Consider the following 15288-nt stretch of genomic DNA (forward strand, 5'->3'; position numbering starts at 1 on the left):
GGGGTGTTACAGGTTTTTGGGGAAGCCGAACTCGTCGAGTTCGTATTCCTCAGCTGTTCCGTCCCCACCGCGGGCATCTTCTGGGAGCTCAATAACGGGGCAGTCAGCCCAGAGCTTCTCTAATGCGTAGAACGCACGGTCTTCTTGGTGTTGTACGTGCACAACAATGTCGCCGAAGTCGAGCAGCACCCAGCGGGCGTCGCCTTTACCTTCACGGCGGATCAGTTTGTTGCCTAGTTTGTGAAGGGCTTCTTCCACTGAGTCGACGATCGCGGAGACCTGTCGCTCGTTATTACCAGATGCGATGACAAAGGCGTCGGTGAGGACCAGGTGGTCACTCACGTCCAAAGCAATGATTTCTTGCGCCTTCTTGTCTGATGCGGCACGCGCCGCGGCCACGGCAAGGTCAATGGCGTGGTCTGTTGCTGCCACGATACTCCTTTGATCACCCAGGTCAGGGTGTTAGATGTCAGGGTTGATGAGCCAAGTTATGGCTGATGCTTCGCCTTGTGGTTCAGGGTTAGCGCCAGGAGTTTTTAGACCCACCTGCCATATGATCATACCGAGGACCAGAGCCACTGCGACCAGAATGATGTATTGCAGCCACGTGTATGAGTGGTCCAGCTGGAATTCTTCGTCATCATCGTCGTCGTCATCGTCGAGCCCTACTGGTGCTCCGCCAAAGGGGCGTGCGGCTTGTGGGCCGCTGCCTGGCTGCACCGACGGCCACGGTGAACCGTCTGCTTGCTGACCCCCAACGGGTGGGAATGCTGGCGCGGTATTTTGTGCGCCTCCGCCTAGTGGCGGGAAAGCAGGCGCGTCAGCTGCGGTTTCGGCAGGTGCGGTGCCTCCACCCCAGCCGAGCCCAGCGCCGGGTGCTGCAGCGGGGCCACCGTTGCGTTCGCTGCGTGAAGGGCGGGCTGGTGGTCCGCTATTCGCAGCGGGGTTTGGTGATGGCGCCCCAAAAGGTGGGAACGCTGAGGTTGATTCTTCTTCTGATTGTGACGAAGACCCCGGGAATACAGGCAATCCTGGTTGAGTGTCTTGAGCCGAGGGGGCTGAAGGCCCAGGGAATGCAGGTAAACCGGGCTGAGTTTCCTGCGCAGTGCGGGCAGTTGGTCCTGGGAACGAAGGAAACGCTGAGGTTGATTCTTGTGCGGAGGGCGCTGAGGGCCCAGGGAATGCGGGCAGACCGGGCTGGGTTTCCTGCGCAGAAGGCGCTGAGGGCCCAGGAAAGGCTGGCAACCCAGGTTGTGTGTCGTTGTCGGTCGGTACTGTCCCGAACGTGGGGAAAGCAGGTGGAGCGGTTGGGGCTTGCGCCCCATATGCCGATGCCCGTGAAGGGAGGTCTTGCCGTGCTGCGGCACCGGTGCGGTCCGTGGGTAGGAAGTCTTGGCGGGGTTCTTCACGCAAAGCACCGAATGCTGCAGGGTTCCCCAGGTGTGGGAGAACCGCTGCTTGTTCTTGTGCTTGTTCTAACGCCTGTTGGCGTGCACGTGGGTCATCCACGTTGCCTTGGCTGCCTCGCTGCCCATGCGTTGGAGCTTGGCGCAGAAAGTCACCCAGTTGCGGCATCGAAGCGGGGTCTGAGCTTCCCTGTTGATCGCCATAACTCTGCGACCCGGCTGGTTGTGCACCTGTGCCATAACCGCTGCCCTGCTGGGGGCCGGTTGCCTGCCGAGTTGGTTGCCCGCCTGTGCGTTGTGGCCCGCTACCTTGTGGTGAGGAACTACGGGTAGGCATCTGCTGGGATTGCTCGTGTGGCCTGGGGCGTGAACCTGGGCTGCCATACGTTGGTGGTTGCTGGCCGTATTCGGCGGGGTTTTGCAAACCTGAGAGCACACCGGTTTCTTGCAGGGTTCGCACCGCTCCAGATTGTTGCGGTGGTCGTACTTGGGGTATTCCGGAGGCTGAGGTGTCATACATGGAGCGCCGCGATGTTGGGCTTGATGCCCGCACACCGGTTTCTCTGCTTTGTTGCCCGTATGTGGCGTACCCACCGGACCGGCTCGGAGCGCCACCGCCACCCTGTGTCCCTGGTCCTTGCCCCTGCGGCGGTGAAGCTGTTTGGGGGGAACTTTGTTCTGCGCCGGAGGCGTTTTGGGCGGCCAGTTCACGCATTTCGCGGCGTGTCAGCGGGCGACCTGATGGGTGTGAAGGGTGTTGGTTGCTCATGGATTAAACCTCGACTGCCTCGTGCGGATAGAGGCCATGCTTGGCAATGTACTGGACGACGCCATCGGGGACCAGGTACCACACGGGGAGTCCCGCGTGGGCGCGTGCTCGGCAATCCGTGGATGAGATAGCCATAGCTGGAATCTCGACTGTTTGGACTGCGTTGGGAGGGATACCATCAACGTTCAGTGGGTGACCGGGGCGGGTTACCGCCACAAAGTGCGCCATTTCCCAGAGGTTATGCGCATCTTTCCACGTGACCATCTGTGCTAGTGCATCAGCCCCTGTGATGAAGTACAACTCGTCGTTGGGGCGTTCTTTTGTGAGGTCACGCAAGGTGTCCACAGTGTAGGTAAGCCCTGGGCGGTCGATGTCAACACGGGACACTGTGAAACGCGGGTTCGATGCGGTTGCGATGACGGTCATGAGGTAGCGGTGTTCTGCCGGGGTGACCTTGGTGTGTTGTTTAAACGACGGTTGCCCGGTGGGGACAAACACCACCTCTTCGAGGTCGAGTCGCGCCGCGACTTCACTCGCAGCGATGAGGTGTCCGTGGTGGATTGGGTCGAATGTGCCACCCATTACCCCAACACGGCGTCGTTGTTTAGTCATTGATTGCGTTCTCTACGTCCCGTTGTGTCACTGACCTGTGGTCAGTGCTTGGTACCGGTGGAACGGAAAGCGTAGGTCACGCCCAGTGCAACAACAAAGAGGCAGAAGGTGACGATGCCGTATGCAATGGGCTCAAAGGGCAGGTGGTTCACGATCTCTGATTCTGCGGCGAGTACTGCTGTTGACACGACGTCCTCCACTGGTGGTGTGCTCGGTGACAAGTCTTAAGTCTCTCACGAGGAGCATCGGCGCCTGTGATGCGGAACTCCACTTTCACAGTGTTTTCACGTGCACTTGATGCCCCATGGATTGCGATGATTCAGCGTTCAACCCTACCACGCAAACAATGCACAATTGAATAGGGACAATGCCTAAAATAAAACACCATCATCGCCGGTCACAGCGCATTTGTGGGATCAATTTTCCAGCAGGTGAGATCTTGTCCACACGACACAAAACTTGCCCTCTCTTCCATCACACCGACACCCCCGAGCATCGTAGTGGCTGCTGCCATGAACACCACAAAAACCCCGGTATGTCAGGAAGAACCGGCCTCTGACCTGCCCCGTCACAGGCCAGCGACTCACTAGTTACGGCCTCAGAACGGCAACACGCCCACCAGCGTATAACTAGGTGATAGTTACTTCGTAAACTCGATGTTTCAGGGAATTGAATATGGGGTAGGAAGAAATTCTCCCTACCCCATATCAACGCTGCTCAGAGTTTATTACCTGACTTGCCCTTCACCTCGAACAATCCACTGAGTTGTGGTGAGTTCTGGCAAACCCATGGGTCCGCGTGCATGAAGTTTCTGGGTAGAGATACCTATCTCCGCCCCTAGTCCGAACTGCCCACCATCGGTGAATCGAGTGGAAGCGTTCACCATAATCGCCGCCGAATCAAGTTCCGCAATGAAACGTTCAGCGTTGTTATACGTCGAGGTCACAATCGCCTCAGTGTGCCCTGACGTCCACTCGCGTATGTGGTCAATAGCGCCATCGAGTGAATCAACCACGCGCACAGCCAAGTCAGTAGACAGGTACTCTTTCGCCCAGTCGTCGTCGTTGGCCGCGACCACGTTCACCCCGGTGCCTTGCGCAAAACCAGCGGCGGCATCGTCGGTGTGGACGGTGACATCGTGAGCTGCAAGCGCCGTAAACACAGCGGGGAGGAACGTTTCAGCGATGCCCCGGTGTACGAGGAGGGTTTCGGCGGCATTGCATACGCCTACACGGTGGGTCTTGGAGTTGATGGTGATGTTGACTGCCATCTCAAGGTCAGCAGTGTTGTCGACGTAAACGTGGCAGTTTCCGGTACCCGTTTCGATGACAGGAACGGTAGCTTCGCGCACGACAGTGTTGATAAGGTCAGCGCCGCCACGCGGCACGAGAACGTCAACAAGGCCACGGGCGTGCATGAGCGCCACTCCCCCTGGGCGCCCGAATCGGTCTACTGATTGGATGAGGTCGCGTGGCAGGCCTTGTGCGGTGAGAGCGTCGGCGAGGACGTCCACAATGGTTTCGTTGGAGCGTGCGGCGGCGCTTCCACCGCGCAGGATCACAGCGTTTCCGGATTTCAGGGTGAGACCTACGGCGTCGACGGTGACGTTGGGGCGTGCTTCATAGATCATGCCAACCACACCCATGGGGGTGCGTACTTGGCTGAGGCGCAGCCCGTTGGGCAGGCGGGACCCGCGGATGACTTCACCAATGGGGTCTGGGAGTGCGGCGACCTCGCGTAGCGAGTCAGCGATGGTCGCGATGCGCGGTTCGGTGAGTTCGAGGCGGTCAAGTAAGCCTGGTGTCATCCCGTTGTCGCGTCCGCGTTGGAGGTCTTCGGCGTTGGCAGCGATGATGCGGGCACTGTGGGTGACCAGGGCATCTGCAAGTGCGTGAAGTGTTGCGTCTTTTGTGGCTCGGGTTGCGGTAGCGAGGGTGCGCGCGGCGATTTGTGCTCGCGCTGCGATGTCGCGTACCTGTTGGTCGATCTCGGCGGTGTGTCCGTGCGAATCGTTCATGGGGTCCACCCTAGTGGAGGTGTGGGTGAGGTGCGAGGGTGTTTTCGCGTGGTGAACATGCTGGTGGTGTTATTCGGGGGTGGGGCGTGGTTGGGGTTGAGAGAGTTCCGCGATGAGTTCGATGAGGAGGCGTTCGCCGACGTGGTTGGGGATGTTTTGCAGGAGGGCGAGTAGTGGTGCCATGGCTTGTGGCATGCCTGCGTCTGCTGTGTTGATGCCTATGCGTGTGAGGATAGCGGCGGCGGTTGGTGAGTCGCCGGTGGTGTTGGATGCGTGGCCAAGGTGGGTGTCGAACGCATCGTTGAGTTGGCGGGCGGTTTCGCCAATGATTTTTGAGTCTGGTAGGCCTGGCATTCCGCGCACGGTGTCTGCGGCGGCGGTGATGTCGGTGAGGAATCGTGCGGTGTGGTGCGCGGTGACGGGGGTGATGGTGAGGTGCACATTGTGGGGTAGGTGGGTGCCGTCGCTTTGGGTCATGCCAGGTTGGTGTTGGAGCATCCAGCCGTGGTTGCGTGCTGCGTCGGCGAGGAGGTGTGGGTCGACGCGTTCGTTGCGTGGCAAGGAGGTGTCTGTGATGACAGTCAGTAGTGGGCTGTCGGGGTTTCCCATGATGCGTAGGCCGGGGATTTTTTCTAGCCCGGTACGGATGTCGTTGGTGGCGGCGGCAATGTTTGTGGTCAGTTCTTGGAATCCATCGCGTCCGAGGTAGGTAATGATTGCCCAGGCTGCTGCGAGTGGTCCCGCTGGTTTTGAACCGAGCATCGTGGAGTTGACGACTGGGTATCCGGGCCATGCGCGGGTGGCGAAGTATTGGGCGCGTTGGCGGGTGGTTCCGCGTTGGAGGAGCACGGAGGCGCCTTTGGGCGCGTACCCGTATTTGTGGAGGTCTGCGGAGAGGCTGGTGACACCGTCGACGGCTAGGTCCCAGGGGGTGCGGGTGTCCCACCATGCGAGGGCGAATCCGCCGATGCATGCGTCGACATGGCAGGCGATACCTCGTTCTTTGGCGGCAGCTGCGATTTCTTCGATGGGGTCGATGGCCCCGTAGGGGTAGTTCGGTGCGGAAACGACGACCAGTGCGACGTCGTCGTCCATGTGGGCGATGAGGTCTGCTGCGCTGACTTCACCGGTGGTGGGGTCTACGGGGATAAGGTCAAGGGTGAGGTCAAAGTAGTGTGCTGCTTTGTGGAATGCTGCGTGCACGGTGACGGGTGCAAGGATTTTCCCGATGTCGTGGCGGCCACGGTTTGAGCGCCACAGATCGCGGGCTGTTTTGACCGCTAGCATGCAGGATTCTGTACCTCCGGAGGTGACTGTCCCGAAGACGTCGGTGTCGCCGTGGAAAATGTCGCGTGCGAAGTCCACAATGTCGCGTTCCATGAGTGCGACGGAGGGGAATACTGTGGGATCTAGGGCGTTGACTGTTTGGGTGAGGAGATGGGCATGCCCTGCGAGTTCGTCTAATTCTGGGCGCCCGGAATCGTAGACGTAGCTGAGTACGGAGCCGCCTTGTGTGGGGGCGTCGCGAGCCCGGAATTCTTGGAGTTTCTTGAGGACGTGCGCATAGGGCGCTTCGCTTGGGTAACTCATTGGTCCGCCTTGGTGAAGTCATTTCTGCGGAGCCGGTAGCGGCGCAGGAAAAGCAGGGACAGCCCGGTGCATAGGGCTGGGAGGATTGAGAACGCCACGATGATGCCGGTGATGGCGCCCTCCGGTTGGGTGACGTCTACACCAGCCGCAGATTCGATGTACCCGGTTACGGTCAGTACAGCGGTGAAGATGACGGCACCCAGTGCCATTCCGGTGGTTTCGCCTGCAGTCCAGACTCCGCCAAATATTCCGGCGCGTGAATCGGGCCGGGCGTGATCTTCGTGGCTAATGACATCGGGAAGCATCGCCATAGGCAGTGATTGCATACCGGCGTAGGCTACTCCGCAGAACGCAACGGGTAGGTACAGCCATAGTCCGGCGCTTACGGTGAGGAAGACTAACGACGCTGAAGCCACCATGAAGATCAAGGATGCCCACAAAAATCCGCGTTCTTTCCCCACGCGTCGGGCAACACGTTGCCATACGGGTGCCATGGCGAGTGCTGGTGCGATGAGAGCGACAAAGAGCAGTGTCACTGCGAGTTCAGACCCAAGCACCCACTTGGCGACATATTGTGCACCGGCAAGCATCGCACCGATGCCTAATCCTTGGATGAGGAACGTCGCGAGCAGCACCCTAAAGGGTTGGGAGTCACGGAGCACCGCATATGCGGCACGGTAGGTGTGCCACACTCCCCCGGGTGCTGGTGCCGTCACCCCGCTGGTTGTGACGGGGTGACGGGGGGCTGATCGGGCGGCAACGAAAAAACCGATTCCCATAACGAGCCCAGCAACGACCGCCATGATGACGTAGCCTAGGCGGGCATTGTCGCCTCCGAGTTCACGCAGGACTGGTCCTCCGCCGCCGAACAGCAAAATCGCAACGGTGAGAACCACAACGCGCCAGGTGAGGAGCCTCGTGCGCTCGTCATAGTGGTTGGTCATTTCCGCTGGTAGCCCGATGTACGGCACTTGGAACAGCGAAAACGTTGTTGCACACCCAACAAATGCGAGGAGCACCCATACTGCTGATGCTGCTGGGCCGAACATCGGCGGTACCGCAAATGTCAGGGCAAAAAACACTGGGAGAGTGAACGCTCCCAAGAGCATGAAACGGCGGCGGGAACCGGTGCGGCGGTAGTCGGCATCTGAGGCTGCACCAATGATTGGGTCAATAATGACGTCCCACACTTTGGCGAGCGCAAGGATTGCGCCCGCCATCAGTGCGGTCACCGCAAGGGTGTCAGTGAGGAAATAGACGAGCACTAAGCCTGGTAGTGCACCAAATCCTCCGGTGCCTAGGGAGCCTGTGGCGAACCGGGCAACCTCTGAACGGGACAGTGTGTGTGAGATGTCACTCATGGGCACTAAGCATAGGCGTGAAGTGCCGGGTCAGCAGTGTGAACACACCGAAAACTCCCCACATGGAAACTTTGTGGGAACCTGTGCCTAGCGCACTGGAGGGAAACTTGGTGCAGGGGCGCGTTTCCGGTGCAACAAGACCAGATCATCACGATGCACCACAGCTCGATCGAATCCTGCACCGAGGGCGTCGCGGAGTTCAGAGGTCGACTGTCCCACCACTTCGGGTAGGTACAGTGAATCGAACGCAACCAGTCCACGTGCTACTGCCTGCCCGTCTGGGCCAACAATCTCAATTGGATCGCCTGCTTCAAATTCGCCTGCAAACCCGGTCACTCCCGCAGCGAGTAGTGATGCTTGCCCTGCCAGTACCGCAGCGACTGCACCGGCATCGACGAAGATGGTCCCTTGGGTTCGTGCTGCGTATGCCAGCCACAATCGGCGCCGGGTCATACGTTTACCGGTCACGCAGAACCAGGTACCAACGTCTTGCCCATCTAGTGCTTTTGCAATGTTTGATGCGCGAGTGAGGACAACGGGGATTCCAGTTGCTGTGGCGATACGTACAGACTCGAGTTTAGACACCATTCCGCCTGTCCCAACGGCGGAACCTTTTGAGGTCACTTCAACATCTGCGATTTCTGAGAAGTTCTTCACCACGGGGATTCTGCGGGTTTCTGCGTCTGCTGGGGGTCCGTCGTAGAGCCCATCGACGTCGGTGAGGAGCATCAGTGCGTCAGCTCTCACAATGTGTGACACCAATGCTGCGAGGCGATCGTTGTCACCAAAACGGATTTCGTCGGTTGCGACAGCGTCGTTTTCGTTGATGATGGGGACGATTCCCAATGCAAGGAGTTTCTCGATGGCGCGCCGAGCGTTGGAGTAGTGACCGCGGCGCATGGTGTCGTCCGCTGTGAGGAGGACTTGCCCTACTTGCAAGCCGTGGCGGGCAAATGCTTCTTGGTAGCGGGCAACAAGGAGTCCTTGACCTACAGATGCTGTGGCCTGTGCGGTGGCGAGGTCTTTGGGGCGGGATACAAGCCCCATGGGGCCGATGCCTGCAGCGATGGCCCCAGATGTTACGAGAACAACGTGGCGGCCACTACGGTGCCGTTGTGCGATGACATCAACGAGCCTATCCACGGCTTCAACGGACAGTGTTCCGTTTGGGTGGGTGAGAGATGAGGATCCAACTTTGATCACAACGCGGGCTGCGTCGGTAATTGCTGATCGGAGATCTTTCTTCGGGCGGTATTGAGGTGGCATATCGCTCATCCCTCTATTGTTCTACACTGCGCCCTCCCGATGTGTAAGCGTCCGCTATATGCGAAACGCTTACACACGGGTATTTCTAGTCAGCGTCTGGTTCGGTCCAGTGCCCAGCTTGACGTTCGGTCCATAGTTCATCACGAGCCGCTGATTTTGCGTCCATGCGGTCGTAGTAGTCGCGGCGTTTCTCAGCACGGGTTGGTCGCTGGCTTTCTTCCAACCGAAGGTCTGTGCCTCGGGGACCTGACAGGAACTCTGCACCTGTGGTCATTGTTGGTTCCCAATCGAACACAACACAGTTTTCTGGTGGCCCGATGCGCACTTCGTCGCCGGCCACAGCGCCTGTTTTGAAGAGTTCAGTTTCGACACCGAGCGTGGCCAGGCGGTCTGCCAAGTAACCCACGGCCTCGTCGTTGTTGAAGTCTGTTTGACGGACCCAGCGTTCGGGTTTACTGCCGCGAACCTCGAAGTAGTAACCTTCGTGTTCATTACGGCGGCGTACTGAGAAGCCTTTGTCATCACGGGCGTTGATGGGTTCTGGACGCACAATAACCCGCTGGTCGCCTGCTTCAGGGTTGTTTTTCCGTGCGAAGTCAACGTACTTCGCCAAAGCAAATGAGAGTTCTTTCAAACCTGCATGAGTTACCGCTGAGACACGGTATGTCCGTAGACCGCGTTCGGTCAGGGTTGGTTCAACCATTTCGGCAAGGTCTTGCCCATCGGGCACGTCCACCTTGTTGAGGACTACCAATTGTGGGCGTTCGTGCAGGGGAATGCGTGAGCCACCTAGTTCAAGCTCTTCGCTGTATGCCCGCAGTTCAGCTTCGATGGTTTCCAGGTCAGTGATTGGGTCACGCCCTGGTTCAAGTGTTGCAGTGTCAAGGACGTGAACAATCACGGCGCAACGTTCAATGTGGCGGAGGAAGTCAAGGCCAAGGCCTTTTCCTTCACTTGCGCCGGGGATGAGCCCGGGAACATCGGCGATGGTGTACCGGAATTCCCCTGCCTGCACTACACCCAAGTTAGGCACCAGTGTGGTGAAAGGGTAGTCAGCGATTTTTGGGCGGGCAGCGGACATTGCTGCGATCAGTGAGGATTTACCGGCGCTGGGGAAACCAACAAGCGCAACGTCGGCAATGGATTTCACCTCGAGCCGGATGGTGATTTCCTCACCAGGTTCGCCAAGAAGCGCAAACCCTGGTGCTTTGCGTCGCTTTGACGCCAGTGCTGCGTTGCCGAGGCCACCATGGCCGCCTTCGGCAAGGATCATTTCTGAACCTTCACCAACGAGGTCAGCGATGATGTTGCCTTCTTGGTCTTTAACTACGGTGCCGTCAGGTACCCCAAGAACAAGGTCTTCACCTTTGGCGCCGTGACGGTTGTCGCCCATGCCAAAGGTTCCTGAAGGAGCAACGCGGTGTGGGGTGTGGTGGTAGTCCAACAGTGTTGTCACCTGTGGGTCAACGCGGAGGATGACACTTCCACCGTTTCCGCCGTTACCTCCGTCAGGGCCTGCGAGGGGTTTGAACTTCTCCCGCCGGATTGAGGCGCAACCGTGGCCGCCATTGCCACCTTGCGCGTGGAGCACTACGTGGTCAACGAATGAAGCCATGCTTGGTTCCCTTCCTTAGGGATGTTTTCTATCCCAACATACACAGAGGGACGCACCCGCGGTGCGTCCCTCATGAAAAAGCTGTGTGTGAACTCAGACGGCTTCGACGATGTCGATAACCTTGCGTCCACGGCGGGTGCCGAACTGAACAGCACCAGCTGTTAGAGCGAACAGAGTGTCGTCGCCGCCGCGGCCCACGTTCTCACCTGGGTGGAAGTGTGTTCCACGCTGGCGAACAAGGATCTCACCGGCTTTAACAACCTGACCGCCGAAACGCTTGACGCCGAGGCGCTGAGCGTTTGAATCACGACCGTTGCGAGTGGAACTCGCACCCTTCTTGTGTGCCATGACAGTACCTGTCTTTCCTAAGTCTGTGCGGGGTTTACCTAGTGCTCCGGAAAGGAAGCACCATCAAACTCACTTGATGGAGGTGACCTTAAGGCGGGTCAATTTCTGACGGTGACCCTGGCGCTTACGGTAACCAGTCTTGTTCTTGTACTTAAGGATGGTGATCTTGGGACCCTTCTCATCGCGAAGGATCTCAGCAGTCACCACTGTGCTCGCGAGTGTGTCCGCGTCAGTGGTGACATTGTCACCATCAACGAGAAGGATCGCAGGAAGTTCAACGGACTCGCCAGCGTCGCCGGAAAGACGGTCGACGACGACGACGTCGCCAACAGAAACCTTCTCCTGGCGGCCACCAGCCTTGACGATCGCGTAAACCACGTTGCTGCTCAACTCTCTTTAGTCTCTTGGTCGTGCACTCTACTGGGATTGACCCAGGATCACACGATGGGACGCGCGCATAAGCGCCGACGTTCAAGATTACGGAATCTTTATCCCAGGGTCAAATGAGATACAGCCATCTACCGCACACGGGCCCTGTGACACTTCATGTGACACTTAACTGCACGTGCCATCGGTCGGATGACCATATTCAATACTACGGCACGCGTGACGCTCCTGGCGAACACTTGCCGTGTGACGCGTAATACGTCATTGGGTGGGGATGTCTCGGGAAGTTATCCCTAGGCATCACCACCCAATGAGGTTTGTCCTTTTCAGGCCTCTTACTGGTTGGAGTCACCCGATGTGGGGGTTCCTGTCACCGTGTCAGCCACCGTGTGATCGTGCTCAGAACCTTGCGTAACGGCTTTGCCCCCGGTTTCTTCGGGGGCAGCTGAGGGCGTGACTTCAGCATTGCGTGTCTCGCTCTGCCCTGTTGGTCGCCCAGCTGAGCGCCCAGCACGGCGTGAACGGGTACGTGGAGCAGCCTTGACTGGCTTGTCTGTAGCAACCTCAGGAGAACTCTCGCTCCCTTGGGGGGCAGCAGTGGCACTAGATACCGCGTCAGGTGAGGTTACCTCAGACTTCTTCTCCTGTAGCGGAGTGGAAGCCGCTGGCTCTTTCTCCTTTTCAGAGTCGTGAGCGTGGACGGCCGCTGCCGCAATTGCAGCAAGTGTCGCAGTGACATCTTCATGGTGCGGCTCGTCAGTTTGCGATGCAGCGTCGGAGTCCTGGGCTTGGCGCTCTGAGGCTTCCTTGGTTTCTTTGTTCTCTTTCGAATCTTTGGACCGGCGTCGCTTGCTGCGCTTTGACTCACCCTCAGGTTGTGGTGAGGAGATAGCTGGCGCAACTCCCCCCTTTTCCACTGGGTCCGCGTGGACCACAAAGCCTCGACCGTTGCAGTGATCGCAGGTTGTAGAGAACGCCTCAACAAGGCCTTGCCCCACGCGCTTACGGGTCATCTGGACAAGACCAAGAGAAGTTACCTCTGCGACCTGGTGTTTCGTTCGGTCACGGCCCAAGCATTCCACCAAGCGGCGTAGCACGAGGTCACGGTTGGATTCGAGGACCATGTCAATAAAGTCGATGACAATAATTCCACCGATGTCCCGCAAACGGAGTTGCCGCACAATTTCTTCGGCAGATTCCAAGTTGTTTCGAGTAACGGTCTCTTCCAGCGTTCCGCCGACACCCGTGAACTTGCCCGTGTTCACGTCAATGACCGTCATCGCTTCGGTGCGGTCAATAACAAGCGATCCACCCGAGGGCAACCAGACCTTACGGTCCATGCCCTTAGCCAGTTGTTCATCAATTCGGGAACCTGCGAAAATGTCCTGCTCTGATGTCCACCGCTTTACCTTGTCAGCGAGGTCTGGAGCAAGGGCAGTGACGTACTCCGAGATGTCCTGCCAGGCTTGGTCACCCTGAACGGTCAGGGAGTTGAAGTCATCGTTGAAGATGTCTCGTACAACACGGATAGCTAGGTCAGGCTCACCTTGAAGTAACGCTGGCGCGTTGGCGCTCTTACGCTTCTTCTCGATCTTTTCCCACTGGGTTTGCAACCGGTGGATGTCTGCCCGTAGCTCTTCTTCTGACGCACCTTCAGCCGCCGTGCGCACGATGACACCGGCACCTTCGGCAACAAGTTCTTTCAGGATTCGCTTGAGGCGTGATCGTTCGGTGTCTGGGAGTTTGCGTGAAATCCCAGTCATTCCGCCACCTGGCACGTAGACCAGGTAGCGACCTGCAAGGGTAATTTGCGAGGTCAGGCGGGCACCCTTGTGACCAATTGGGTCTTTAGTGACCTGAACCAAGACAGAGTCACCCGACTTCAATGCCTCTTCGATGCGTCGCGGCTGCCCTTCAATGCCGTGAACGTCCCAGTTCACTTCACCGGCATACAGCACAGCGTTGCGCCCCTTACCGATGTCAACGAATGCCGCTTCCATGGATGGCAGTACGTTTTGCACTCGCCCTAGGTAAACGTTGCCAGCAATGGACGCTTGTTCCTGTTGGGAAACGTAGTGCTCAACAAGGATGCCGTCTTCGAGAACTGCGATTTGGGTACGGCCGTTGACCTCACGGACCACCATGGAGCGGTCAACGCTTTCACGGCGCGCAAGGAACTCAGACTCTGTGATGATGGAGCGGCGGCGGCCAGCATCGCGACCTTCACGGCGGCGTTGGCGTTTCGCTTCAAGGCGGGTTGAGCCCTTCAGCGCAGTGACTTCATCATGTGTGGAACGGCGGCGCGTTGCGTCGGTTTCCTCACCACGTGTACGCCGACGGCGCCGACGGCGGCGGCTGCTTGCGCTTTCTTCCGCGTCTTCTGAATCGGTGTCGTCTTCAGAATCGTCAGTCGAGGCTTCCGGAGTCACATCCTCAGGTTGTTCAGCTTCAGGGGTGTTGTCCTGTGTTTCATCGTCAGATGCGTCCTCCTCCGAACCGTTGCCATTACGGTTCCGGCGGCCCCTGCTCCCCCGGCGACGGCGGCGACGTGGTGAATCGTCGGAGCTTTCTGGTGTTTCAGCTTCTGGTGATGTTGAGGTTTCTTCCTCTTCTTCAGGAGCCTCCTCAGCATCTGGGACGGGCCGTGATGCTGCGCGTTGGGCAGGTTTGTCCGCGCGGCTCCGACGTTGGCGCTGAGTTTTTTGCGGAGTTTGCTCGGCGGGCTGCTCTGCGGTTTCCTCCGCCACCTGAGCTGGCTCTTCAGGAACGCTGGGAGCAGGAGGCACTGTCGTCAGGTCAGGCGCTTGGAAAAGCAAAGCCGTGGTAGCGAGACGCGGACGCGACGGGGCGGCTGGGCGCTCTTGCGCTGCGGGGGCTGGTGCGGAGAAAACTTCGCGTGTTGGGCGAGTGCGTTGACGGCGAGGCTTGTCTTGGGCAGCCTCTTTTGCTGGCTCTGCTGCAGCTTCCTCAACAGGTGCAGGAGGTGTTTGCGCCGTTGCAGTTTTCTTCGCAGTTGATCGACGTGATGACCCTGCAGGCTTTTTATCAGCCGAGTCACGGCGAACACCGTGTTGTTTGTCATGCTGCTTTTCAACAGTATCGAGGTCAATGGCCTGTTCAATGGCAGCGAAGTTTGGTGTATTGCTCGACGCCTGAGTGGGCGCTTCGACTCCCTTACCCGTCAACGCTGCGATCGATGCAATAACGTCAATGTCTGCACTTTCGCGCGTAGGCGTTCCTGACGACACCGGGGCTGTCTTGCCATCCGATGTTGCCCGGCGGGCGCGGCGCTGAGGCTTTTCCTCACCACTACCTGCCTTTACCGTTGCGTTCCCTGCTGTTGTCCGACGCTGCGTTGGCGCGGGGGTCTCAGCAGTCAGGAACGTCACGGGCTGAACTGACGGAGACGATACTTGGCGGGTCACTCGGCGCCTCGCGGGCTTCGAACCCGATTCTTCAGACGTCGAGTTCGGGCGTGTCTCGTGAGATTCTTCTCCGGATGCCACGGGGGTACTCCTCTATTCCGTTGCCCGCCTGCCACACCTAGACGTCACGGATATGTTGTCATGCGGACTGCTTGATGGCGGCAGTCGCACGGAAGTCCTGGAGGGGCACTGATCAGGGCGAGCGATCTTCTGCTGCTGCCAGGGAGCGCCCTCGTGGCGCGTCAATCTGTCGTGCACACGGTGTGCGGAAGGCAGGCAGCATGATCGGCGTTCGCGGTGATTCATGCCATGGTTACCGAAGTGTGGTTCGACAACGTCCCAAGTATCTCATACACCCCGCTGAACGCGCGGCGACGCAGCGAATAGTCGCATACCGTGGTGTTTGCCGCAGAACAATCACCCGCGCAGTGAAACAGAAGATGTTGCAGTGTCGCAGAGGCCTCATCACTATTAGGCACTAGGTCCCGCGTC

At 58.6% G+C, this 15288-nt stretch carries 12 protein-coding genes; all 12 read right to left on the reverse strand.

What is annotated here, in order from left to right:
- Window positions 1–6: 6 nt before the first annotated feature.
- The 12 genes from rsfS to G538_RS16345 all read right to left on the reverse strand — a co-directional run bounded on the left by rsfS (window position 7) and on the right by G538_RS16345 (window position 14796).
- A complete protein-coding gene (gene rsfS, locus G538_RS0110685; RefSeq protein ID WP_029069316.1) occupies window positions 7–432 on the reverse strand; it encodes a ribosome silencing factor in 426 nt (141 codons plus the stop codon).
- Window positions 433–462: 30 nt separating this feature from the next.
- Entirely contained in the window at window positions 463–2175 is a 1713-nt protein-coding gene (locus G538_RS0110690; RefSeq protein WP_029069317.1) for a hypothetical protein, read from the reverse strand.
- Between the two features lie 3 nt (window positions 2176–2178).
- Window positions 2179–2787, reverse strand: a complete 609-nt coding sequence (gene nadD, locus G538_RS0110695) for a nicotinate-nucleotide adenylyltransferase (RefSeq protein ID WP_029069318.1) — start codon at window positions 2785–2787, stop codon at window positions 2179–2181.
- A 41-nt stretch (window positions 2788–2828) separates the two neighbouring features.
- Entirely contained in the window at window positions 2829–2975 is a 147-nt protein-coding gene (locus tag G538_RS16335; protein ID WP_169514114.1) for a hypothetical protein, read from the reverse strand.
- 539 nt (window positions 2976–3514) lie between these two features.
- Window positions 3515–4804, reverse strand: coding sequence for a glutamate-5-semialdehyde dehydrogenase (locus tag G538_RS0110710; protein WP_029069319.1), 1290 nt, complete (start codon window positions 4802–4804; stop codon window positions 3515–3517).
- A gap of 69 nt (window positions 4805–4873) precedes the next feature.
- Window positions 4874–6394, reverse strand: a complete 1521-nt coding sequence (locus tag G538_RS0110715) for a pyridoxal phosphate-dependent decarboxylase family protein (protein ID WP_029069320.1) — start codon at window positions 6392–6394, stop codon at window positions 4874–4876.
- Window positions 6391–7755: an MFS transporter gene (locus G538_RS0110720; protein WP_029069321.1), complete on the reverse strand. Its 1365-nt coding sequence runs from the start codon at window positions 7753–7755 to the stop codon at window positions 6391–6393. The genes G538_RS0110715 and G538_RS0110720 overlap by 4 nt, the downstream gene beginning before the upstream one ends.
- 87 nt (window positions 7756–7842) lie before the next feature.
- Window positions 7843–9030, reverse strand: a complete 1188-nt coding sequence (gene proB / locus G538_RS16340; protein WP_245566850.1) for a glutamate 5-kinase — start codon at window positions 9028–9030, stop codon at window positions 7843–7845.
- 76 nt (window positions 9031–9106) lie between these two features.
- Window positions 9107–10636: a GTPase ObgE gene (obgE, locus tag G538_RS0110730; RefSeq protein WP_029069322.1), complete on the reverse strand. Its 1530-nt coding sequence runs from the start codon at window positions 10634–10636 to the stop codon at window positions 9107–9109.
- 93 nt (window positions 10637–10729) lie between these two features.
- Entirely contained in the window at window positions 10730–10984 is a 255-nt protein-coding gene (gene rpmA / locus G538_RS0110735; protein ID WP_029069323.1) for a 50S ribosomal protein L27, read from the reverse strand.
- A 69-nt stretch (window positions 10985–11053) separates the two neighbouring features.
- Entirely contained in the window at window positions 11054–11362 is a 309-nt protein-coding gene (gene rplU, locus G538_RS0110740) for a 50S ribosomal protein L21 (RefSeq protein WP_029069324.1), read from the reverse strand.
- Between the two features lie 344 nt (window positions 11363–11706).
- Window positions 11707–14796 (reverse strand): Rne/Rng family ribonuclease, encoded by a 3090-nt coding sequence (locus tag G538_RS16345; protein WP_342664651.1) that lies wholly within the window; start codon window positions 14794–14796, stop codon window positions 11707–11709.
- Window positions 14797–15288: the final 492 nt, after the last annotated feature.

Origin of the sequence: Jonesia quinghaiensis DSM 15701 (assembly GCF_000423205.1) — a bacterium.
GTDB classification, from domain to species: domain Bacteria; phylum Actinomycetota; class Actinomycetes; order Actinomycetales; family Cellulomonadaceae; genus Jonesia; species Jonesia quinghaiensis.

What these genes read in the sequence shown, in the direction of transcription:
- rpmA (WP_029069323.1), bottom strand. Translation starts at nt 10,984, where the DNA reads ATGGCACACAAGAAGGGTGCGAGTTCCACTCGCAACGGTCGTGATTCA.
- proB (WP_245566850.1), bottom strand. Translation starts at nt 9,030, where the DNA reads ATGAGCGATATGCCACCTCAATACCGCCCGAAGAAAGATCTCCGATCA.
- obgE (WP_029069322.1), bottom strand. Translation starts at nt 10,636, where the DNA reads ATGGCTTCATTCGTTGACCACGTAGTGCTCCACGCGCAAGGTGGCAAT.
- G538_RS0110720 (WP_029069321.1), bottom strand. Translation starts at nt 7,755, where the DNA reads ATGAGTGACATCTCACACACACTGTCCCGTTCAGAGGTTGCCCGGTTC.
- G538_RS0110710 (WP_029069319.1), bottom strand. Translation starts at nt 4,804, where the DNA reads ATGAACGATTCGCACGGACACACCGCCGAGATCGACCAACAGGTACGC.
- G538_RS0110715 (WP_029069320.1), bottom strand. Translation starts at nt 6,394, where the DNA reads ATGAGTTACCCAAGCGAAGCGCCCTATGCGCACGTCCTCAAGAAACTC.
- nadD (WP_029069318.1), bottom strand. Translation starts at nt 2,787, where the DNA reads ATGACTAAACAACGACGCCGTGTTGGGGTAATGGGTGGCACATTCGAC.
- G538_RS0110690 (WP_029069317.1), bottom strand. Translation starts at nt 2,175, where the DNA reads ATGAGCAACCAACACCCTTCACACCCATCAGGTCGCCCGCTGACACGC.